General features: G+C 63.2%; 21 protein-coding genes. All 21 read left to right on the forward strand.

Features of this window, described 5'->3' with window-relative positions; translation table 11 throughout:
• Positions 1-3 precede the first annotated feature (3 nt).
• The 21 genes from rplA (at position 4) to rplN (ending at position 21,246) form a co-directional block, all read left to right on the forward strand.
• Complete coding sequence (gene rplA, locus D7T59_RS03285) at positions 4-702, forward strand: 50S ribosomal protein L1 (protein WP_004154350.1); 699 nt, start codon at positions 4-6, stop codon at positions 700-702.
• 384 nt (positions 703-1,086) lie between these two features.
• Positions 1,087-1,623 (forward strand): 50S ribosomal protein L10, encoded by a 537-nt coding sequence (gene rplJ, locus D7T59_RS03290; protein ID WP_010480377.1) that lies wholly within the window; start codon positions 1,087-1,089, stop codon positions 1,621-1,623.
• 63 nt (positions 1,624-1,686) lie between these two features.
• Positions 1,687-2,055, forward strand: coding sequence for a 50S ribosomal protein L7/L12 (gene rplL, locus D7T59_RS03295; protein WP_005408204.1), 369 nt, complete (start codon positions 1,687-1,689; stop codon positions 2,053-2,055).
• Between the two features lie 357 nt (positions 2,056-2,412).
• Positions 2,413-6,567, forward strand: coding sequence for a DNA-directed RNA polymerase subunit beta (gene rpoB / locus D7T59_RS03300; RefSeq protein WP_054171082.1), 4,155 nt, complete (start codon positions 2,413-2,415; stop codon positions 6,565-6,567).
• A gap of 87 nt (positions 6,568-6,654) precedes the next feature.
• Positions 6,655-10,875 (forward strand): DNA-directed RNA polymerase subunit beta', encoded by a 4,221-nt coding sequence (gene rpoC, locus D7T59_RS03305; RefSeq protein ID WP_164139117.1) that lies wholly within the window; start codon positions 6,655-6,657, stop codon positions 10,873-10,875.
• A gap of 283 nt (positions 10,876-11,158) precedes the next feature.
• The gene (gene rpsL, locus D7T59_RS03310) at positions 11,159-11,533 is read left to right on the forward strand and encodes a 30S ribosomal protein S12 (RefSeq protein WP_004145320.1); all 375 of its coding nucleotides are present in this window, start codon (positions 11,159-11,161) and stop codon (positions 11,531-11,533) included.
• A 12-nt stretch (positions 11,534-11,545) separates the two neighbouring features.
• Positions 11,546-12,019, forward strand: coding sequence for a 30S ribosomal protein S7 (rpsG, locus tag D7T59_RS03315; RefSeq protein WP_004145321.1), 474 nt, complete (start codon positions 11,546-11,548; stop codon positions 12,017-12,019).
• 141 nt (positions 12,020-12,160) lie between these two features.
• The gene (gene fusA / locus D7T59_RS03320) at positions 12,161-14,302 is read left to right on the forward strand and encodes an elongation factor G (RefSeq protein ID WP_005408207.1); all 2,142 of its coding nucleotides are present in this window, start codon (positions 12,161-12,163) and stop codon (positions 14,300-14,302) included.
• A gap of 52 nt (positions 14,303-14,354) precedes the next feature.
• Positions 14,355-15,545 carry an elongation factor Tu gene (tuf, locus tag D7T59_RS03325; protein ID WP_004154360.1) on the forward strand — a complete coding sequence of 397 codons (1,191 nt, stop codon included), beginning with the start codon at positions 14,355-14,357 and terminating at the stop codon, positions 15,543-15,545.
• A gap of 332 nt (positions 15,546-15,877) precedes the next feature.
• Entirely contained in the window at positions 15,878-16,189 is a 312-nt protein-coding gene (rpsJ, locus tag D7T59_RS03330) for a 30S ribosomal protein S10 (RefSeq protein WP_005408208.1), read from the forward strand.
• 11 nt (positions 16,190-16,200) lie between these two features.
• Entirely contained in the window at positions 16,201-16,851 is a 651-nt protein-coding gene (rplC, locus tag D7T59_RS03335) for a 50S ribosomal protein L3 (RefSeq protein ID WP_004145336.1), read from the forward strand.
• Between the two features lie 12 nt (positions 16,852-16,863).
• On the forward strand, positions 16,864-17,469 hold the full coding sequence (rplD, locus tag D7T59_RS03340; RefSeq protein ID WP_004145337.1) for a 50S ribosomal protein L4: 606 nt from the start codon (positions 16,864-16,866) through the stop codon (positions 17,467-17,469).
• Complete coding sequence (gene rplW / locus D7T59_RS03345; protein ID WP_004145338.1) at positions 17,466-17,765, forward strand: 50S ribosomal protein L23; 300 nt, start codon at positions 17,466-17,468, stop codon at positions 17,763-17,765. Before rplD ends, rplW begins: the two co-directional genes overlap by 4 nt.
• Positions 17,766-17,775: 10 nt before the next feature.
• A complete protein-coding gene (rplB, locus tag D7T59_RS03350; RefSeq protein ID WP_004145339.1) occupies positions 17,776-18,603 on the forward strand; it encodes a 50S ribosomal protein L2 in 828 nt (275 codons plus the stop codon).
• Positions 18,604-18,609: 6 nt separating this feature from the next.
• The gene (gene rpsS, locus D7T59_RS03355) at positions 18,610-18,879 is read left to right on the forward strand and encodes a 30S ribosomal protein S19 (RefSeq protein ID WP_004154485.1); all 270 of its coding nucleotides are present in this window, start codon (positions 18,610-18,612) and stop codon (positions 18,877-18,879) included.
• A gap of 12 nt (positions 18,880-18,891) precedes the next feature.
• Positions 18,892-19,227, forward strand: a complete 336-nt coding sequence (rplV, locus tag D7T59_RS03360) for a 50S ribosomal protein L22 (protein WP_004145348.1) — start codon at positions 18,892-18,894, stop codon at positions 19,225-19,227.
• 18 nt (positions 19,228-19,245) lie between these two features.
• Complete coding sequence (gene rpsC, locus D7T59_RS03365) at positions 19,246-19,980, forward strand: 30S ribosomal protein S3 (RefSeq protein WP_004145350.1); 735 nt, start codon at positions 19,246-19,248, stop codon at positions 19,978-19,980.
• Positions 19,981-19,985: 5 nt separating this feature from the next.
• Entirely contained in the window at positions 19,986-20,399 is a 414-nt protein-coding gene (gene rplP, locus D7T59_RS03370; protein ID WP_004154486.1) for a 50S ribosomal protein L16, read from the forward strand.
• The gene (gene rpmC / locus D7T59_RS03375) at positions 20,399-20,584 is read left to right on the forward strand and encodes a 50S ribosomal protein L29 (protein ID WP_004154487.1); all 186 of its coding nucleotides are present in this window, start codon (positions 20,399-20,401) and stop codon (positions 20,582-20,584) included. The genes rplP and rpmC overlap by 1 nt, the downstream gene beginning before the upstream one ends.
• Positions 20,585-20,595: 11 nt before the next feature.
• Positions 20,596-20,865, forward strand: coding sequence for a 30S ribosomal protein S17 (rpsQ, locus tag D7T59_RS03380; RefSeq protein WP_004154489.1), 270 nt, complete (start codon positions 20,596-20,598; stop codon positions 20,863-20,865).
• 12 nt (positions 20,866-20,877) lie between these two features.
• Complete coding sequence (gene rplN, locus D7T59_RS03385) at positions 20,878-21,246, forward strand: 50S ribosomal protein L14 (protein WP_004145357.1); 369 nt, start codon at positions 20,878-20,880, stop codon at positions 21,244-21,246.

The raw sequence follows: 21,246 nt of genomic DNA on the forward strand, positions 1-21,246 counted from the left end.
AAGATGGCACAGACCAAGCGTGAGAAGGCCATCAAGGCCGCCGTCGTTCCGGGCAAGGCATACGCCTTCGAGGACGCGATCAACATCCTGAAGAGCGCCACCAAGGCCAAGTTCGTCGAGTCGATCGACGTCGCTGTGCGCCTGGGCGTCGATGCGAAGAAGTCCGACCAGCAGGTCCGTGGCTCCACCGTGCTGCCGGCCGGTACCGGCAAGTCGGTCCGCGTCGCCGTGTTCGCTCCGGCCGGTGCCAAGGCTGATGAAGCCCTGGCCGCTGGCGCCGAAGCCGTCGGTATGGATGACCTGGCCGAGAAGATGCAGGCCGGCGATCTGAACTACGACGTCGTCATCGCGACCCCGGACGCCATGCGCGTCGTCGGCAAGCTGGGCACCGTGCTGGGCCCGCGCGGCCTGATGCCGAACCCGAAGGTCGGCACCGTTTCCCCGAACCCGGGTGAAGCCGTGAAGAACGCCAAGTCGGGTCAGGTCCGTTACCGCACCGACAAGGCCGGCATCATCCACTGCACCATCGGCAAGGCCGACTTCGCCGAAGACGCGCTGAAGTCGAACCTGACCGCGCTGCTGCTGGACCTGATCAAGGCCAAGCCGGCCACCTCGAAGGGCACCTACCTGCAGAAGGTTTCGGTCAGCTCGACGATGGGCCCGGGCGTCACCGTCGACCAGTCGTCGCTGACCCTGAAGTAATTGTTTGAAGCGGTCACGGTGCCCCTGGTGCCGTGACCGTGACATTTGAAGGCATCGCTGGCAGTGCATCGCCCGCGGTAGCCGTCAAAGACCGCAGGCGCGGTCGTGGCACTACCGGCGACGGGCACGGAAGCTCGATCTGGCAAGGAGTCGCCGCCGGAGCAGTCACGAACGCTTAATCGATTCCCCGGAATCAACCTGCGTAGATGGTGCCCTTCTGGAGTTTTTCTGGTTCACGCATGTCTGGGATTTCCCTGATTGCCTCCAGGTCTGGAACGGCCCACCCCCCGGAGCATCATCCCGATGTTCCCGGCGTCCAGGACGGATGCCGCACAGGACCGCACACGGCAGGAGCCGTAAGCGGAGTTCAATAGGAGGAGTGCAATGGCTCTCAATCTGTCCCAGAAGCAAGAAGTAGTCGCCGAGCTGGCAGACGTCGCCGCCAAGGCCCACTCCTTGATCGCAGCCGAATACGCTGGCACCACGGTCGCCCAGATGACCGCGATGCGCAAGCAGGCTCGTGAAACCGGTGTTTTCTTGAAGGTTGTCAAGAACACCCTGGCTTCGCGCGCCGTTGAAGGCACCGAGTTCGCAGTCGCCCAGGACCAGATGGTTGGTCCGCTGCTGTACGCGTTCTCGCTCGAGGAGCCCGGCGCTGCCGGTCGCCTGATCAAGGAAGCCGCCAAGGGCAACGACAAGCTGAAGGCTAAGGTCGTCGCCATCGGTGGCGAAGTGTTCCCGGCAAGCCACGTCGAAGTGCTGGCCTCGCTGCCGACCCGCGATCAGGCCCTGGCCATGCTGGCCCGCGTCCTGACCGAGCCGGTCACGATGTTTGCCCGCGCCATCAAGGCCGTTGGCGAGAAGCAGGGTGGTGGCGATGTCGCCGCCGACGCTGCCGAGCCGGCCGCCGAGACCGCCTGAGTTTCGACTTACCGTGGTTCCTGACGGAACCTCAACCCAGAAAATCATCCAAAGGTATTAATCATGTCCCTTACCAACGAACAGATCGTCGACGCCATCGCCGAGAAGTCCCTGATGGAAGTGATGGAGCTGGTCAAGGCCATCGAAGAGAAGTTCGGCGTCTCCGCCGCTGCTCCGGTTGCCGTGGCTGCTGCCGCTGGCCCGGCCGCTGCTGTTGAAGAGCAGACCGAGTTCACCGTCACCCTGAAGTCGGCCGGCGACAAGAAGGTCGAAGTCATCAAGGCCGTCCGCGCCATCACCGGCCTGGGCCTGAAGGAAGCGAAGGACCTGGCCGAAGCCGGCGGCGTCCTGAAGGAAGGCGCTTCGAAGGAAGACGCCGAGAAGATGAAGAAGGACCTGGAAGCTGCTGGCGCGACTGTCGAAGTCAAGTAAGCAGTTACCTTGCATCGTCACCGATTCACGGCGATGCAGCCAAGGCTGGGGGCGTAAGCCCCCGGCCTTTGGTCGTTGTTGCGGTGTTGTGGATCCACGCCATGCGTGGATGTAATCGGTAGATCCACGCCATGCGTGGATGCAAGAAGCAGCAAAAAGCCCAACACGGGCTGCAGTCAAACCCCGGCCGGCCAGCGCAGCGCGCGGCAGCAGGGGCGTGGTAGCAGACGAGTTGGCAGTTGGAAGTAGCGGGAGAAGGCGTGCTGGTGCCGGCAATACCAGCGACTTCCAACTGACAATTTCAAGTTTCCTTCTGGGTCGTGGACGCACGGCCCGCACAACAAGGTGGAAGACCTCATGACGTCCTATTCGTTCACCGAAAAAAAGCGTATCCGCAAGGATTTCGGCAAGCAGCGTTCGATTCTCGAAGTGCCGTTCCTGCTCGCCATCCAGGTGGATTCCTACCGTGAATTCCTGCAGGAAAACGTCGATCCGGCCAAGCGCACGGACCACGGCCTGCACGCTGCGCTGAAGTCGGTCTTCCCGATCGCCAGCTACAGCGGCAATGCTGCCCTGGAATACGTCGGCTACAAGCTGGGCGAGCCGGTCTTCGACGAGCGCGAGTGCCGCCAGCGTGGCATGAGCTACGGCGCCCCGCTGCGCGTGACCGTGCGCCTGGTGATCTACGACCGTGAGTCGTCGACCAAGGCCATCAAGTACGTGAAGGAGCAGGAGGTCTATCTGGGCGAAATCCCGCTGATGACCGAGAACGGCACCTTCATCGTCAACGGCACCGAGCGCGTCATCGTCTCGCAGCTGCACCGCTCGCCGGGCGTGTTCTTCGACCACGACCGTGGCAAGACCCACAGCTCGGGCAAGCTGCTGTACAGCGCCCGCATCATTCCTTACCGCGGTTCCTGGCTGGACTTCGAGTTCGACCCGAAGGATGCGCTGTTCACCCGTATCGACCGCCGCCGCAAGCTGCCGGTGTCGATCCTGCTGCGCGCGCTTGGCTACAGCAACGAAGAGATGCTGGCCGAGTTCTTCGAGATCAACACCTTCCACATCAACCCGGATGAAGGCGTCCAGCTGGAGCTGGTGCCGGAGCGCCTGCGTGGCGAAACCCTGGGCTTCGACCTCGCCGATGGCGACAAGGTCATCGTGGAAGCCGGCAAGCGCATCACCGCGCGCCACATCAAGCAGCTGGAAGCCTCGGGCATCGCCGCCCTGGCCGTGCCGGACGACTACATCGTCGGCCGCATCCTGTCGCACGACGTGGTCGACGCCTCGACCGGCGAACTGCTGGCCCAGGCCAATGACGAGATCACCGACGAGCAGCTGCAGGCCTTCCGCAAGGCCGGCGTGGATGCCGTGGGCACCCTGTGGGTGAACGACCTGGATCGTGGCCCGTACCTGTCCAACACCCTGCGCATCGACCCGACCAAGACCCAGCTGGAAGCCCTGGTCGAGATCTACCGCATGATGCGTCCGGGCGAGCCGCCGACCAAGGATGCCGCGCAGAACCTGTTCCACAACCTGTTCTTCACCTTCGAGCGCTACGACCTGTCCGCGGTCGGCCGCATGAAGTTCAACCGTCGCGTGGGCCGCAAGGAAACCACCGGCGAAGCCGTGCTGTACGACCGCAAGTACTACGGTGAGCGCAACGACGAAGAGTCCAAGCGCCTGGTTGCCGCCCACGGCGACAGCTCCGACATCCTGGACGTGATCAAGGTCCTGACCGAGATCCGCAACGGTCGCGGCGTGGTCGACGATATCGATCACCTGGGCAACCGTCGCGTGCGTTCGGTCGGCGAAATGGCCGAGAACGTGTTCCGCGTGGGCCTGGTCCGCGTCGAGCGCGCGGTCAAGGAGCGCCTGTCGATGGCCGAGTCCGAAGGCCTGACCCCGCAGGAGCTGATCAACGCCAAGCCGGTCGCCGCTGCCATCAAGGAGTTCTTCGGCTCCTCGCAGCTGTCGCAGTTCATGGACCAGAACAACCCGCTGTCGGAAGTGACCCACAAGCGTCGCGTCTCGGCCCTGGGCCCGGGCGGCCTGACCCGCGAGCGCGCCGGCTTCGAAGTGCGCGACGTGCACCCGACCCATTACGGCCGCGTCTGCACCATCGAAACCCCGGAAGGCCCGAACATCGGCCTGATCAACTCGCTGGCCGTGTACGCCCGCACCAACCAGTACGGTTTCCTGGAGACCCCGTACCGCAAGGTCGTGGACGGCAAGGTCTATGATGAAGTCGAGTTCCTGTCGGCCATCGAAGAAAACGAGTACGTCATTGCACAGGCCAACGCCCTGACCAATGCCGACAGCGTGCTGACCGAGCAGTTCGTTCCGTGCCGCTTCCAGGGCGAATCGCTGCTGAAGCCGCCGGCGGAAGTCCACTTCATGGACGTCTCGCCGATGCAGACCGTGTCGATCGCGGCCGCGCTGGTTCCGTTCCTGGAGCACGATGACGCCAACCGCGCACTGATGGGCGCCAACATGCAGCGCCAGGCCGTGCCGACCCTGCGTGCGCAGAAGCCGCTGGTCGGTACCGGCATCGAGCGCGCCGTGGCGCGTGACTCCGGTGTGACCGTGAACGCCCGCCGTGGTGGCGAGATCGTGCAGATCGACGCTGCCCGCATCGTGGTCAAGGTCAACGAGGAAGAGATCGTTGGCGCCACCGACGCAGGCGTGGACATCTACAACCTGGTCAAGTACACCCGTTCGAACCAGAACACCTGCATCAACCAGCGTCCGCTGGTCCAGGTGGGTGACGTCATCGCCCGCGGCGACGTGCTGGCCGACGGTCCGTCCACCGACATCGGCGAACTGGCCCTGGGCCAGAACATGCTGATCGCGTTCATGCCGTGGAACGGCTACAACTTCGAAGACTCCATCCTGCTCTCCGAGCGCGTGGTGGAAGAGGATCGTTACACCACGATCCACATCGAAGAGCTGACCTGCGTCGCGCGTGACACCAAGCTGGGGCCGGAGGAAATCTCCGCCGACATCCCGAACGTCTCCGAGCAGGCGCTGAACCGCCTGGACGAGAGCGGCGTGGTGTACATCGGTGCCGAAGTCCGCGCCGGCGACATCATGGTCGGCAAGGTCACCCCGAAGGGCGAAAGCCAGCTGACCCCGGAAGAGAAGCTGCTGCGCGCGATCTTCGGCGAGAAGGCTTCGGACGTTAAGGACAGCTCGCTGCGCGTGCCGCCGGGCATGGACGGCACCGTCATCGACGTGCAGGTCTTCACCCGCGACGGCATCGAGAAGGACAAGCGCGCCCGCCAGATCGAAGAGTCTGAAATCAAGCGCGTCAAGAAGGACTTCGACGACCAGTTCCGCATCCTGGAAGCCGCCATCTACATGCGTCTGCGTTCGCAGATCGTGGGCAAGGTGGTCAACGGTGGCGCTGGCCTGAAGAAGGGTGACGTGATCACCGACGCCTTCCTCGACGGCCTGAAGAAGGCTGACTGGTTCGCCCTGCGCATGAAGGACGAGGACGCTTCGGAAGCCATCGAGCGCGCGCAGAAGCAGATCCAGGCGCACGAGAAGGAATTCGAGCGTCGCTTCGCCGACAAGCGCGGCAAGATCACCGCCGGCGACGACCTCGCCCCGGGCGTGCTGAAGATGGTCAAGGTGTTCCTGGCCGTGAAGCGCCGCATCCAGCCGGGCGACAAGATGGCAGGCCGCCACGGCAACAAGGGTGTGGTCTCCAACGTGGTGCCGGTCGAGGACATGCCGTACATGGCCTCGGGCGAGACCGTGGACATCGTGCTGAACCCGCTGGGCGTGCCGTCGCGTATGAACATCGGCCAGATCCTGGAAGTGCACCTGGGCTGGGCGGCCAAGGGCCTGGGCCGCAAGATCCAGGCGATGATGGAAGCCCAGGCGGCGGTTGCCGACCTGCGCAAGTTCCTGGACGACATCTACAACCACGACGACACCAACGTGGCCAACCGTGTCGACCTGTCGCAGTTCAGCGACGAGGAGCTGCTGCGCCTGGCCCGTAACCTGACCGACGGCGTGCCGATGGCCACCCCGGTGTTCGACGGCGCCACCGAAGCGGAAATCAAGCGCATGCTGGAACTGGCCGACCTGCCGAGCAGTGGCCAGACCCAGCTGTACGACGGCCGCACCGGTGAAGCGTTCGATCGCCACACCACCGTCGGTTACATGCACTACCTGAAGCTGAACCACCTGGTCGACGACAAGATGCACGCCCGTTCGACCGGTCCGTACTCGCTCGTCACCCAGCAGCCGCTGGGCGGCAAGGCGCAGTTCGGCGGCCAGCGCTTCGGTGAAATGGAAGTCTGGGCGCTGGAAGCCTACGGCGCGGCCTACACCCTGCAGGAAATGCTGACGGTGAAGTCCGATGACGTGCAGGGCCGCAACCAGATGTACAAGAACATCGTCGACGGTGAGCACGAGATGGTCGCGGGCATGCCGGAATCCTTCAACGTGCTCGTGAAGGAAATCCGCTCGCTGGCCATCAACATGGAACTGGAAGACAACTGATCCATGCCGGCGCGGCGGTCCGCCGCCGCGCCGCTGGCAGTCAACTGAAAGCCCATCGACACAGCATTCCTCCTTCTGGAGAACACCATGAAAGACCTGCTCAACCTCTTCAACCAGCAGCGCCAGACGCTGGACTTCGACGCGATCAAGATCGCGCTGGCCTCGCCGGACCTGATCCGTTCGTGGTCCTTCGGCGAAGTGAAGAAGCCGGAAACCATCAACTACCGTACCTTCAAGCCGGAACGCGACGGCCTGTTCTGCGCCGCCATCTTCGGCCCGGTGAAGGACTACGAGTGCCTGTGCGGCAAGTACAAGCGCATGAAGCACCGCGGCGTGGTCTGCGAAAAGTGCGGCACCGAAGTGACCCTGGCCAAGGTGCGCCGTGAGCGCATGGGCCACATCGACCTGGCTTCGCCGGTCGCGCACATCTGGTTCCTGAAGTCGCTGCCGTCGCGCATCGGCCTGATGCTGGACATGACCCTGCGCGACATCGAGCGCGTGCTGTACTTCGAAGCCTACGTGGTGACCGAGCCGGGCCTGACCGCCCTGGAACGCCGCCAGCTGCTGACCGAAGAACAGTACCTGCAGGCCCGCCAGGAGCACGGTGACGACTTCGACGCCGCAATGGGCGCCGAGGCCGTGTACGAACTGCTGCGCACGATCGACCTGCAGTCGGAAATGACCCGCCTGCGCGAGGAAATCGCTGCTACCGGTTCGGAAACCAAGCTCAAGCGCCTCACCAAGCGCATCAAGCTGATCGAAGCCTTCCTGGAATCGGGCAACCGTCCGGAATGGATGGTCATGACCGTGCTGCCGGTGCTGCCGCCGGACCTGCGTCCGCTGGTCCCGCTGGATGGCGGCCGCTTCGCGACCTCCGACCTGAACGACCTGTACCGCCGCGTCATCAACCGCAACAACCGCCTGCGCCGCCTGCTCGAACTGAGCGCGCCGGACATCATCGTGCGCAATGAAAAGCGCATGCTGCAGGAATCGGTCGATGCGCTGCTGGACAACGGCCGTCGTGGCCGTGCCATCACCGGCACCAACAAGCGCCCGCTGAAGTCGCTGGCCGACATGATCAAGGGCAAGCAGGGTCGCTTCCGCCAGAACCTGCTGGGCAAGCGCGTCGACTACTCGGGCCGTTCGGTCATCGTGGTCGGCCCGTACCTGCGCCTGCACCAGTGCGGCCTGCCGAAGAAGATGGCGCTTGAGCTGTTCAAGCCGTTCGTCTTCGCCAAGCTGCAGCGTCGTGGCCTGGCCACCACCATCAAGGCCGCCAAGAAGCTGGTCGAGCGCGAAGAAGCCGAAGTCTGGGACATCCTGGAAGAGGTCATCCGCGAGCATCCGGTGATGCTGAACCGTGCGCCGACCCTGCACCGTCTGGGCATCCAGGCGTTCGAGCCGGTGCTGATCGAAGGCAAGGCCATCCAGCTGCACCCGCTGGTCTGCACCGCGTTCAACGCCGACTTCGACGGTGACCAGATGGCCGTCCACGTGCCGCTCTCGCTGGAAGCCCAGCTGGAAGCGCGTGCGCTGATGATGTCGACCAACAACATCCTGTCGCCGGCCAACGGCGAGCCGATCATCGTGCCGTCGCAGGACGTCGTGCTGGGTCTGTACTACATGACCCGCTCGCTGGAAAACAAGAAGGGCGAGGGCATGGCCTTCGCCAACATCGCCGAAGTGAAGCGTGCCTACGACAACCGCGTGGTGGAACTGCACGCGCGGGTCAAGGTCCGCATCACCGAAGTGGTGACCGACGAAGACGGCGTCAAGCAGAACAAGACCTCGATCGTGGACACCACGATCGGTCGCGCCCTGCTGGCTGAAATCCTGCCGGAAGGCCTGCCGTTCGCGCTGGCCAACACCGAGCTGACCAAGAAGAACATCAGCCGCCTGATCAACTCCAGCTACCGCCAGCTGGGTCTGAAGGACACGGTCGTGTTCGCCGACAAGCTGATGTACACCGGCTTCGCCTACGCGACCCGCGCCGGCGTCTCCATCGGCATCGACGACATGCTGATCCCGGACGAGAAGAAGGGCATCCTCACCGAGGCCGAAGCCGAAGTGCTGGAAATCCAGGAGCAGTACCAGTCGGGTCTGGTCACCGCCGGCGAGCGCTACAACAAGGTGGTCGACATCTGGTCGCGCACCAACGAGCGCATCGCCAAGGCGATGATGGACACCATCGGTACCGAGAAGGTCGTCAATGCCAAGGGTGAGACCATCGACCAGAAGTCGATGAACTCGCTGTACATCATGGCCGACTCCGGTGCGCGTGGTTCGCAGGCGCAGATCCGTCAGCTGGCCGGCATGCGTGGCCTGATGGCGCGTCCGGACGGCTCGATCATCGAGACGCCCATCAAGGCGAACTTCCGTGAAGGCCTGAACGTGCAGGAGTACTTCAACTCCACCCACGGTGCCCGTAAGGGTCTGGCCGATACCGCGCTGAAGACCGCGAACTCGGGTTACCTGACCCGTCGTCTGGTCGACGTCGCGCAGGACGTGGTGATCACCGAGGTGGATTGCGGTACCACCGAAGGCCTGATCATGACCCCGATCGTGGAAGGCGGCGACGTGGTCGAGCCGCTGAAGGACCGCGTGCTGGGGCGCGTGGTTGCCGAGGACGTGTTCCTGCCGGGCAACGACGAAGATCCGATCGTCACCCGCAACACCCTGCTGGACGAAGCCTGGGTCGCCAAGCTGGAAGATGCCGGCGTGCAGACCATCAAGGTCCGCTCGACCATCTCCTGCGAATCGGCCTTCGGCGTCTGCTCGCGCTGCTACGGCCGCGATCTGGCCCGTGGCCACCTGGTCAACATCGGTGAAGCGGTCGGCGTCATCGCCGCCCAGTCCATCGGTGAGCCGGGTACCCAGCTGACCATGCGTACGTTCCACATCGGTGGTGCGGCGTCGCGAGCTGCTGCGGTCGACAACATCACCGTCAAGACCACCGGCTCGGTCAAGTTCAGCAACCTCAAGTCGGTCGAGCACGCCAACGGCTCGCTGGTGGCAGTGTCGCGCTCGGGCGAAATCTCGGTGCTCGATGCCCACGGCCGTGAGCGTGAGCGTTACAAGCTGCCGTACGGTGCGACCATCACGTCCAAGGACGGCGATGCGATCAAGGCGGGCCAGACCGTGGCCAACTGGGATCCGCATAACCACCCGATCGTGTCGGAAGTTGCCGGCTTCATCCGCTTCATCGACTTCGTCGACGGCATCACCGTCATCGAGAAGACCGACGAGCTGACCGGCCTGGCGTCGCGCGAAATCACCGATCCGAAGCGTCGTGGTACCCAGGCCAAGGACCTGCGCCCGATCGTGCGCATCGTCGACGCCAAGGGCAACGATCTGTCGATCCCGGGCACCGACCTGCCGGCGCAGTACCTGCTGCCGCCGCGCTCGATCGTCAACCTGCAGGACGGCGCTGCCGTCGGCGTGGGTGACGTGGTCGCCAAGATCCCGCAGGAAGCGTCGAAGACCCGCGACATCACCGGTGGTCTGCCGCGCGTGGCCGATCTGTTCGAAGCGCGCAAGCCGAAGGATCCGGCGGTGCTGGCCGAGCGTTCTGGCATCATCAGCTTCGGCAAGGACACCAAGGGCAAGCAGCGCCTGATCATCAAGGACACCGATGGTTCGGAGCACGAAGAGCTGATCCCGAAGTACCGCCAGGTCATCGTGTTCGAAGGCGAGCATGTCACCAAGGGTGAAACCATCGTGGACGGCGAGCCGAGCCCGCAGGACATCCTGCGTCTGCTGGGTGTCGAACCGCTGGCCGCCTACCTGGTGAAGGAAATCCAGGACGTGTACCGCCTGCAGGGCGTGAAGATCAACGACAAGCACATCGAGGTGATCACCCGCCAGATGCTGCGCAAGGTCGAGATCACCGACCAGGGCAGCAGCAAGTTCCTGAACGGTGAACAGGTGGAGCGTCAGCGCGTTATCGAGGAGAATGCGCGCCTGTCGACCCGCAACGAGCTGCCGGCGCACTTCGATCCGGTCCTGCTGGGTATCACCAAGGCCTCGCTGGCGACCGAATCGTTCATCTCGGCCGCATCGTTCCAGGAAACCACCCGCGTGCTGACCGAAGCCGCCGTCCGCGGCACCTCGGACAACCTGCGTGGCCTGAAGGAAAACGTCATCGTGGGTCGCCTGATTCCGGCCGGTACCGGCCTGGCGTACCACAGCAACCGCCGTCGCGGCGCTTCCGGTCTCACCGAGTCGGAAATGCAGACCCTGGCCGGCACCCCGGCTGCGGTCGAGGCACCGGTCGTTGAAGCCGAAGCTGAACAGGCCTCGGAAGACTGAAACACGGGTCCGGCCGGTAGAGTCGACTGTTGGTCGACCGCGCTGGTCGGGCCAAGGACAGGGCAGGGTGGACCGCTCGCGGTTCACCCCGCCAACCTGAACGGGGTACATGGAGGCCCCCCAGTAACGTTCCGGGATCAGGAACGGGCTTGACAGGAGGCGTTTGACTGCTTTCCTGGCAGGTTGCTACAATCGTCTGTCTCAGCAGGCCAGAATTTTGGCCTGCTTTAACATTTCCGCATCTCTGGCCGGATTTCCGGCCACCAATCAGAAGAACCTACTGATGGCGACGATCAACCAGCTGGTCCGCAAGCCGCGGCAAGCGACCACCTACAAGAGTGCCTCGCCGGCGCTCGACAAGTGCCCGCAGCGCCGTGGCGTCTGCACCCGTGTCTACACCACCACTCCGAAGAAGCCGAACTCGGCTCTGCGCAAGGTTGCCAAGGTCCGCCTGACCAACCAGGAAGAAGTGATTTCCTACATCGGTGGTGAAGGCCACAACCTGCAGGAGCACTCCGTGGTCCTGATCCGCGGCGGTCGCGTCAAGGACCTGCCGGGTGTGCGTTACCACACCGTTCGTGGCTCGCTCGACGCCGCCGGCGTTGCCAAGCGTCGCCAGGCCCGTTCCAAGTACGGCGCCAAGCGTCCGAAGGCATAAGGAGAGAGCACTATGTCGCGTAAGGGTAATACTCCGCAGCGTTCCGTCCTGCCCGATCCGAAGCACGGAAGCGAAACCATCGCCCGCTTCATCAACATGGTCATGCAGAGCGGCAAGAAGTCCGTCGCCGAAAAGATCGTGTACGGCGCCATGGACGTGATCACCGAGAAGAACAGCAGCGCCAACGCCATTGAGCTGGTGCAGAAGGCTCTGGACAACGTCGCCCCGGCGGTCGAAGTCAAGTCGCGCCGCGTCGGTGGTGCCACCTACCAGGTGCCGGTCGAAGTGCGTTCGTCGCGCAAGATGGCCCTGGCCATGCGCTGGCTGATCGACTCCGCGCGCAAGCGTGGTGAGAACACCATGCCGAAGAAGCTGGCTGCTGAACTGATCGACGCCTCGGAAAACCGTGGCGGCGCCATCAAGAAGCGCGAAGAAACCCACCGCATGGCCGAAGCCAACAAGGCATTCGCCCACTACCGCTGGTGAGTTTGACGGCCTTGTAAAACAGGCAGGGCAGCACCACCTAGGTGCGTGCTGCCTCGCGGTCCCAGAAGGACTGCGCCAATCCGAAGGCCGCCGAAAGGCGGCGTTCGGCCATCCGAAATCCAAGAAATCTGAGAGGCTCCCGTGGCCCGTTCCACTCCCATCGAGCGTTACCGTAACTTCGGCATCATGGCTCACATCGATGCCGGCAAGACCACCACGTCCGAGCGCATCCTGTTCTACACCGGCAAGAGCCACAAGATCGGTGAAGTGCACGACGGCGCCGCCACCATGGACTGGATGGAGCAGGAGCAGGAGCGTGGCATCACGATCCAGTCCGCTGCCACCACCGCGTTCTGGAAGGGCATGGACAAGTCCCTGCCGGAGCACCGCTTCAACATCATCGACACCCCCGGGCACGTCGACTTCACCATCGAAGTGGAGCGCTCGCTGCGCGTGCTCGACGGTGCCGTCTTCGTCCTGTGCGCCGTCGGTGGCGTGCAGCCGCAGTCGGAAACCGTGTGGCGCCAGGCCAACAAGTACCACGTGCCGCGCATCGCGTTCGTCAACAAGATGGACCGTACCGGTGCCAACTTCCAGAAGGTCGTCGGCCAGCTGAAGGCCAAGCTGGGCGCGGTTGCCGTGCCGATGCAGCTGCCGATCGGCGCTGAAGACAACTTCAAGGGCGTTGTCGACCTGCTGAAGATGAAGGCCATCCACTGGGATGAGGCTTCGCAGGGCATGAAGTTCGAGTACGGTGAAATTCCGGCCGAACTGCAGGGCCCGGCCGAAGAGGCTCGCCAGTTCATGGTCGAGACCGCTGCCGAAGCCAGCGAAGAGCTGATGGAAAAGTACCTGGGCGGCGAAGAGCTGGCCGAGGCTGAAATCATCAACGCGCTGCGTACCCGCACCCTGGCCACCGAGATCGTGCCGATGTACTGCGGCTCGGCCTTCAAGAACAAGGGCGTGCAGGCCATGCTGGACGGCGTGATCCAGCTGCTGCCGTCGCCGGTCGACGTGCCGGACGTGAAGGGCGTGGACGTTGACGACGACACCGTCGAAATGACCCGCAAGTCGGACGACAAGGCTCCGTTCTCGTCGCTGGCCTTCAAGATCATCACCGACCCGTTCGTCGGCGCGCTGACCTTCTTCCGTGTCTACTCGGGCACCCTGAACGGTGGCGACACCGTGCTGAACTCGGTGAAGGGCAAGAAGGAGCGCATCGGCCGCATCCTGCAGATGCACTCGAACAACCGCGAGGAAATCAAGGAAGTTCTGGCCGGTGACATCGCCGCTGCCGTGGGCCTGAAGGACACCACCACCGGTGACACCCTGTGCGCCGTGGACGCCCCGATCATCCTGGAGCGCATGACGTTCCCGGAGCCGGTGATCTCGATGGCCGTCGAGCCGAAGACCAAGTCGGACCAGGAAAAGATGGGTCTGGCCCTGGGCCGTCTGGCGCAGGAAGATCCGTCGTTCCGCGTCAAGACCGACGAAGAATCCGGCCAGACCATCATCTCGGGCATGGGCGAGCTGCACCTGGACATCATCGTCGACCGCCTGAAGCGCGAGTTCAACGTTGAAGCCAACGTCGGCGCGCCGCAGGTGGCCTACCGCGAAACCATCACCCTGGCCGACGTCAAGTCGGACTACAAGCACGCCAAGCAGTCCGGTGGTAAGGGCCAGTACGGTCACGTCGTGATCGAACTGTCGCCGATCACCGCTGCCGACCGTGCCGATCCGAAGCTGGCTCCGGCCATCAAGGACGACTTCCTGTTCATCAACGACATCACCGGCGGCGTGATTCCGAAGGAATTCATTCCGTCGGTTGAAAAGGGCCTGCGCGAAACCATCACCAGCGGTCCGCTGGCTGGCTTCCCGGTCGTGGACGTCAAGGTGAAGCTGGTGTTCGGTTCGTACCACGACGTCGACTCCTCGGAAATGGCGTTCAAGCTGGCTTCGTCGATGGCCTTCAAGCAGGGCTTCGCCAAGGCCAAGCCGGTGCTGCTGGAGCCGATCATGAAGGTCGAGATCGTGACCCCGGAGGATTACCAGGGTGACGTGATGGGCGACGTCAGCCGTCGTCGCGGCGTGCTGCAGGGTTCCGACACCACCGGTGACGGCTCCGCTTCGATCATCAACGCGATGATCCCGCTGGGTGAAATGTTCGGCTACGCCACTGCGCTGCGTTCGCAGACCCAGGGCCGCGCCACCTTCACCATGGAATTCGATCACTACGAGCCGGCGCCGACCAACATCGCCGAAGCCGTCATGAAGAAGGGCTGAGCCTCGCTCAGCCTCTCTTGAAACCACTTACGAACAATCAAGGTATAGAACAATGGCAAAGGGTAAGTTCGAGCGCACCAAGCCGCACGTCAACGTCGGCACCATCGGTCACGTCGACCACGGCAAGACCACGCTGACCGCTGCACTGACCAAGATCGGTGCCGAGCGCTTCGGTGGCGAGTTCAAGGAYTACTCCTCGATCGACGCCGCTCCGGAAGAAAAGGCTCGTGGCATCACGATCTCGACCGCGCACGTCGAATACGAATCCCCGGTCCGTCACTACGCCCACGTCGATTGCCCGGGCCATGCTGACTACGTCAAGAACATGATCACCGGTGCCGCCCAGATGGACGGCGCGATCCTGGTGTGCTCGGCCGCTGACGGCCCGATGCCGCAGACCCGCGAGCACATCCTGCTGTCGCGTCAGGTCGGCGTGCCGTACATCGTCGTGTTCCTGAACAAGGCCGACATGGTTGACGACGCCGAGCTGCTCGAGCTGGTCGAGATGGAAGTGCGCGAGCTGCTGAGCAAGTACGACTTCCCGGGCGACGACACCCCGATCATCGCCGGTTCGGCCCGTCTGGCGCTGGAAGGCGACCAGAGCGACATCGGCGTGCCGGCCATCCTGAAGCTGGTCGACGCCCTGGACAGCTGGATCCCGGAGCCGGAGCGTGCGATCGACAAGCCGTTCCTGATGCCGGTGGAAGACGTGTTCTCGATCTCGGGCCGCGGMACCGTGGTGACCGGTCGTATCGAGCGCGGCGTGATCAAGGTTGGCGACGAAATCGAAATCGTCGGCATCCGTCCGGTGCAGAAGACCACCGTGACCGGCGTTGAAATGTTCCGCAAGCTGCTGGACCAGGGTCAGGCAGGCGACAACGCTGGCCTGCTGCTGCGCGGCACCAAGCGTGACGACGTCGAGCGTGGCCAGGTCCTGGCCAAGCCGGGTTCGATCAAGCCGCACACCAAGTTCGAAGGCGAAGTCTACGTCCTGTCGAAGGACGAGGGCGGCCGTCACACCCCGTTCTTCAACGGCTACCGTCCGCAGTTCTACTTCCGCACCACCGACATCACCGGCGCAGCTGCTCTGCCGGAAGGCGTCGAAATGGTGATGCCGGGTGACAACGTCAAGATGGTCGTCACCCTGATCAACCCGGTGGCAATGGACGAAGGCCTGCGCTTCGCCATCCGCGAAGGCGGCCGCACCGTCGGCGCCGGCGTGGTCTCGAAGATCATCGAGTAATCTGGTAGTATCTGCGCCCCGATGTTGCCTGGGTAGGGCATCGGGGCGTATCAAATGGGAAAGCAGGCACAGGATGTGCCTTGTGTTCCCCGGACCAGGAAGGGTCAATGCCATTCAGGCGGCGTCAACAGGCGACTGTTGACAGCTGCCTTGCGTGCCATTATGCTTCTACGTCTGGGCAGGCCGGGTAACTGGTCTGCCTACGTTTTTGAGGTCTATGGAGTGACCTTGGCGGCCTGCAGGAGTGCGGGTCGTCCGTATTCAGGAATTTCATGGGGCAAAGCAACCCAGAGGCTTTGTCTGTCGCTCTTTTAACGAAGGAACCTACCGCCATGGCGGACCAAAAGATCCGGATCCGGCTGAAAGCGTTCGATCATCGTCTGATCGACCGTTCGGCCAGCGAGATCGTTGAAACGGCAAAGCGGACCGGCGCGCAAGTGCGTGGCCCGATCCCGCTGCCGACCAAGATCGAGCGTTACACCGTTCTCGTTTCCCCGCACGTCGACAAGGACGCGCGTGACCAGTACGAGACCCGCACGCACAAGCGCGTGCTCGATATCGTTGACCCGAATGACAAGACCGTGGACGCGCTGATGAAGCTCGAACTGGCTGCCGGCGTCGACGTTCAGATCAAGCTGACCTGAGGACTACGACCATGACGAAGAAGTATTCGTTGGGCTTCGTGGGCCGCAAGGCTGGCATGAGCCGCGTGTTCACTGAAGATGGCCGCTCCATCCCGGTGACCCTGATCGAAGCAACCCCGAACCGCATCGCGCAGATCAAGACCGTCGAAACCGACGGCTACAGCGCCGTGCAGGTGACCGTCGGCGCGCGTCGCGCTGCCCTGGTCAACAAGCCGGAAGCCGGCCACTTCGCCAAGGCGAAGGTGGAAGCGGGTCGTGGCCTGTGGGAATTCCGCGTTGAAGACGCGCAGCTCGGCGATTTCGCCGTTGGCGGCGAAGTCAAGGCGGACATCTTCGAAGTCGGCCAGATCGTCGACGTCCAGGGTGTCACCAAGGGTAAGGGCTTCCAGGGCACCATCAAGCGCCACAACTTCCGTATGGGCGATGCAACCCACGGTAACTCGCTGTCGCATCGCGCGCCGGGTTCGCTGGGTCAGCGCCAGACCCCGGGTCGTGTTTTCCCGGGCAAGAAGATGTCGGGCCACATGGGCGCGGTGCAGCAGAGCACCCAGAACCTGGAAGTGGTCAAGGTCGACGTCGAGCGCGGTCTGATCGCGGTTCGCGGCGCCGTTCCGGGCGCGGCGGGTGGCGACGTGATCGTCCGTCCGGCGAGCAAGGCATAAGGAGAGATGACGATGGAACTCGTTATCACGGGTAGCAACAACAAGGTCTCGGTCTCCGACGCCGTGTTCGGTCGCGATTTCAGCGAAGATCTGGTCCACCAGGTCGTCGTTGCTTACCGCAACGCCGGTCGCGCCGGCACCAAGGCACAGAAGACTCGCTCTGAAGTGGCTGGTACCACCAAGAAGTCGAAGAAGCAGAAGGGCGGCGGCGCGCGTCATGGCGCACTGACGGCTCCGATCTTCGTCGGCGGCGGTGTCACCTTCGCGGCCAAGCCGCGCAGCTTCGAGCAGAAGGTCAATCGCAAGCAGTACCGTGCCGCCATGTGCGCGATCCTGTCCGAGCTGAACCGTCAGGGCCGTCTGACCATCGTGGAGTCCTTCGACGTCGAAGTGACCAACACGAAGGGTCTGATCGCCAAGCTGGCCGGCCTGGAAGTGGGCAAGCGCCCGCTGATCGTCACCGAAGAAGCGTCCGAGCACCTGTACCTGTCCGCCCGCAATCTGCCGTACGTGCAGGTGCGTGACGTCCAGGGTCTGGATCCGGTCTCGCTGGTGGGTGCCGACACGGTCGTCATCACCGCTGACGCGGTCAAGAAGGTCGAGGAGTGGCTGGCATGAACAGCAACGAAAAAATCTTCAGCGTGCTGCGTGCCCCGCGTGTCTCCGAAAAGACCGCGCGCCTGCAGGAACTCTCCAATCAGTATGTCTTCGAAGTTTCGAACGAAGCCACCAAGGCCGATGTAAAGGCCGCGGTTGAGCAGCTGTTCGACGTCAAGGTCGAAGCCGTCAACGTGGTCAACGTCAAGGGCAAGAACAAGTCCTTCCGTAACCGTGCTGGCCGCCGCGGCGATTGGCGCAAGGCGTACGTTCGCCTGGCCGATGGCCAGTCGATCGATGTAACGGCCAAGGCCTGAGGTACATCCCATGCCATTGATGAAATTCAAGCCCACCTCCCCCGGCCGCCGTTCGGCCGTGCGCGTGGTCACCCCCGACCTGCACAAGGGTGCTCCGCACGCCGCGCTGGTCGAGTCGCAGAGCCGCTCGGGTGGTCGTAACCACCATGGCCGCATCACCGTGCGTCACGTCGGTGGTGGTGCCAAGCAGCACTACCGCATCATCGACTTCAAGCGCAACAAGCTGGGCATCCCGGCGCGCGTGGAACGCATCGAATACGATCCGAACCGCACCGCCCACATCGCCCTGCTGTGCTACGTCGACGGTGAGCGTCGCTACATCATCGCCCCGAAGGGCCTGAAGGCTGGTGATCAGGTGATCGCTGGTTCGGACGCCCCGATCAAGGCTGGCAACACCCTGCCGCTGCGCAACATCCCGGTCGGCACCACCATCCACTGCATCGAACTGAAGCCGGGCAAGGGCGCTCAGATCGCTCGCGCCGCCGGTGCGGCCGTGCAGCTGGTGGCTCGTGAAGGCATCTACGCCACCCTGCGCCTGCGCTCGGGTGAAATGCGCAAGGTTCCGGTCGAGTGCTGCGCCACCATCGGCGAAGTCGGCAACGACGAGCACAGCCTGGAAAAGCTGGGCAAGGCCGGTGCCAAGCGTTGGCGCGGCGTCCGCCCGACCGTTCGTGGTGCTGCCATGAACCCGGTTGACCACCCGCACGGTGGTGGTGAGGCCAAGGCCGGCCAGGGTAACCCGCATCCGGTCACCCCGTGGGGTGTCCCGACCAAGGGTTACAAGACGCGCCATAACAAGCGCACTCAGCAGTTCATCGTCCGCGATCGTAGGGGCTAATCGACCATGGCACGTTCACTCAAGAAGGGCCCGTTCGTCGATCACCACCTCGTCAAGAAGGTGGAGGCCGCTGCGGGCAGCAAGAAGCCGATCAAGACCTGGTCGCGCCGTTCGATGATCCTGCCTGACATGGTAGGCGTCACCATTGCCGTGCATAACGGCAAGAACCACATCCCGGTTCTCGTCAACGAGAACATGGTCGGCCACAAGCTCGGCGAATTTGCCATCACCCGGACCTTCAAGGGTCACGGTGGTGACAAGAAGTCGGGCAAGTAAGGAGAGATGACAATGGAAGCGAAAGCCATCCTGCGCACTGCGCGCATCTCCCCGCAGAAGGCTCGTCTGGTCGCTGACCAGGTGCGCGGTCTGCCGGCCGAGCGTGCGGTCAACCTGCTGAAGTTCTCGGACAAGAAGGCTGCCCACCTGATCAAGAAGGTGGTGGAGTCGGCTATTGCAAATGCCGAGAACAACCAGGGCGCCGACGTCGACGAGCTGAAGGTTCAGACCATCATGGTTGATGAAGGTCCGACCCTGAAGCGTTTCATGGCGCGGGCGAAAGGCCGCGGTACCCGCATCCTCAAGCGCACCAGCCACATCACTGTGGTTGTGGGCGCCGCCAAGTAAGCGGATAAGGAAAAGACCATGGGTCATAAAGTTCATCCGATTGGTATCCGCCTCGGCATTTCCAAGGACTGGAACTCCAAGTGGTACGCCAACAAGGCCGAGTTCGCTGGTTACCTGGCAGCCGACCTGAAAGTGCGCGAAATGCTGCGCAAGAAGCTGGCTCAGGCCGGCATCAGCAAGATCCTGATCGAGCGTCCGGCCAAGACCGCTCGCGTGACGATCCACACCGCCCGTCCGGGCGTGGTGATCGGCAAGCGCGGTGAGGACATCGAGAAGCTGCGCAAGGAAGTGAGCGAGATGATGGGCGTCCCGGCGCACATCAACGTCACCGAAGTGCGCAAGCCGGAACTGGACGCGCAGCTCGTTGCCGAGTCGATCGCCCAGCAGCTGGAGCGTCGCATCATGTTCCGCCGTGCAATGAAGCGCTCGGTCGGCAACGCGATGCGCCTGGGTGCCCTGGGCATCAAGGTCAACGTCGGTGGCCGCCTCAACGGTGCAGAAATCGCCCGTTCGGAGTGGTACCGCGAAGGCCGCGTGCCGCTGCACACCCTGCGTGCCGACATCGACTATGGCTTCGCTGAAGCCAAGACGACCTACGGCATCATCGGCATCAAGGTCTGGATCTACAAGGGCGAGGTCTTCGATTTCTCCCAGGTTGGCCAGGAAAAGCAGGACGACACCCCGTCGCGCAACGATCGTCACGATCGCGGCGACCGTGGTGACCGTCAGCGCCCGGCCCGTGAAGCGAGGTAACGACAATGTTGCAACCCAAGCGAACCAAGTACCGCAAGGTACACAAGGGCCGTAACGATGGCCTGAGCTGGAGCGCCAACGCTGTCAGCTTCGGCGAATACGGCCTGAAGGCAACCGCACACGGTCAGCTGACCGCGCGTCAGATCGAAGCGGCCCGCCGCTCGATCAGCCGCTACGTCAAGCGCGGCGGCAAGATGTGGATCCGCGTGTTCCCCGACAAGCCCATCACCAAGAAGCCCATCGAAGTCCGAATGGGTTCTGGTAAGGGCAACGTGGAATACTGGGTGGCCCAGATCCAGCCCGGCCGCATGATCTATGAAATCGAGGGTGTTTCCGAGGAAGTGGCTCGCGAGGCGTTCCGCCTGGCCGCCGCCAAGCTCTCGGTCACCACCACTTTCGTGACCCGTACGGTGCGCTGATGGATATCAAAACTCTCCGTGAAAAGTCGGCTGACGAACTCAAGGCCCACCTGATCGACCTGCGTAAGGAACAGTTCTCTGTCCGTATGCAGCAGGTCACCGGCCAGCTGCCGAAGACCCACGACATTCGCCGGGTCCGTCGCGAGATTGCTCGCGTCAAGACCCTGCTCGGCAGCACGAAGTAAGGATGGCCGCTATGAGCGACAATACTGAAAAGAAGACGCTGCGCACGGTCGAAGGCCGTGTCGTCAGCAACAAGATGGACAAGACGGTTACCGTCCTGGTTGAGCGTCAGGTCAAGCACGCGCTGTACGGCAAGTACATCAAGCGCTCGACCAAGCTGCACGCCCACGATGCCGACAACGCCTGCAAGGAAGGCGATGTCGTCCGCGTGACCGAGATTGCTCCGATGTCCAAGACCAAGAACTGGCGCGTGGTGGAAGTCATCACGCGTGCGGCTGAATAAGGAGTCTGAATCATGATCCAGATGCAGAGCTACCTTGACGTCGCGGACAATTCGGGTGCCAAGCAGGTGATGTGCTTCAAGGTGCTGGGTGGTTCCAAGCGCCGTTACGCCGGCATCGGCGACATCATCAAGGTCACCGTGAAGGATGCGATTCCGCGCGGCAAGGTCAAGAAGGGTGAAGTGTATGACGCCGTCGTGGTGCGTACCCGCAAGGGTGTGCGTCGCGCCGACGGCTCGCTGATCCGCTTCGACGGCAACGCTGCCGTTCTGCTGAACAGCAAGCAGGAGCCGATCGGTACCCGTATCTTCGGGCCGGTGACGCGTGAACTTCGTTCGGAGAAGTTCATGAAGATCGTCTCGCTCGCTCCCGAAGTGCTGTGA

Origin of the sequence: Stenotrophomonas maltophilia (genome assembly GCF_013464915.1) — a bacterium.
Lineage (GTDB): Bacteria > Pseudomonadota > Gammaproteobacteria > Xanthomonadales > Xanthomonadaceae > Stenotrophomonas > Stenotrophomonas maltophilia_AT.

Bases quoted from the DNA above. Each gene is read 5' to 3' on its own strand.
- rpsG (WP_004145321.1), top strand. From the start codon at position 11,546: ATGTCGCGTAAGGGTAATACTCCGCAGCGTTCCGTCCTGCCCGATCCG.
- rpsS (WP_004154485.1), top strand. From the start codon at position 18,610: ATGGCACGTTCACTCAAGAAGGGCCCGTTCGTCGATCACCACCTCGTC.
- rplV (WP_004145348.1), top strand. From the start codon at position 18,892: ATGGAAGCGAAAGCCATCCTGCGCACTGCGCGCATCTCCCCGCAGAAG.
- rpmC (WP_004154487.1), top strand. From the start codon at position 20,399: ATGGATATCAAAACTCTCCGTGAAAAGTCGGCTGACGAACTCAAGGCC.
- rpsL (WP_004145320.1), top strand. From the start codon at position 11,159: ATGGCGACGATCAACCAGCTGGTCCGCAAGCCGCGGCAAGCGACCACC.
- rpoB (WP_054171082.1), top strand. From the start codon at position 2,413: ATGACGTCCTATTCGTTCACCGAAAAAAAGCGTATCCGCAAGGATTTC.
- rplA (WP_004154350.1), top strand. From the start codon at position 4: ATGGCACAGACCAAGCGTGAGAAGGCCATCAAGGCCGCCGTCGTTCCG.
- rplB (WP_004145339.1), top strand. From the start codon at position 17,776: ATGCCATTGATGAAATTCAAGCCCACCTCCCCCGGCCGCCGTTCGGCC.
- rplL (WP_005408204.1), top strand. From the start codon at position 1,687: ATGTCCCTTACCAACGAACAGATCGTCGACGCCATCGCCGAGAAGTCC.
- rplD (WP_004145337.1), top strand. From the start codon at position 16,864: ATGGAACTCGTTATCACGGGTAGCAACAACAAGGTCTCGGTCTCCGAC.
- rpsC (WP_004145350.1), top strand. From the start codon at position 19,246: ATGGGTCATAAAGTTCATCCGATTGGTATCCGCCTCGGCATTTCCAAG.
- rplC (WP_004145336.1), top strand. From the start codon at position 16,201: ATGACGAAGAAGTATTCGTTGGGCTTCGTGGGCCGCAAGGCTGGCATG.
- rpsJ (WP_005408208.1), top strand. From the start codon at position 15,878: ATGGCGGACCAAAAGATCCGGATCCGGCTGAAAGCGTTCGATCATCGT.
- rpsQ (WP_004154489.1), top strand. From the start codon at position 20,596: ATGAGCGACAATACTGAAAAGAAGACGCTGCGCACGGTCGAAGGCCGT.
- rplP (WP_004154486.1), top strand. From the start codon at position 19,986: ATGTTGCAACCCAAGCGAACCAAGTACCGCAAGGTACACAAGGGCCGT.
- rplN (WP_004145357.1), top strand. From the start codon at position 20,878: ATGATCCAGATGCAGAGCTACCTTGACGTCGCGGACAATTCGGGTGCC.
- rplW (WP_004145338.1), top strand. From the start codon at position 17,466: ATGAACAGCAACGAAAAAATCTTCAGCGTGCTGCGTGCCCCGCGTGTC.
- rplJ (WP_010480377.1), top strand. From the start codon at position 1,087: ATGGCTCTCAATCTGTCCCAGAAGCAAGAAGTAGTCGCCGAGCTGGCA.
- rpoC (WP_164139117.1), top strand. From the start codon at position 6,655: ATGAAAGACCTGCTCAACCTCTTCAACCAGCAGCGCCAGACGCTGGAC.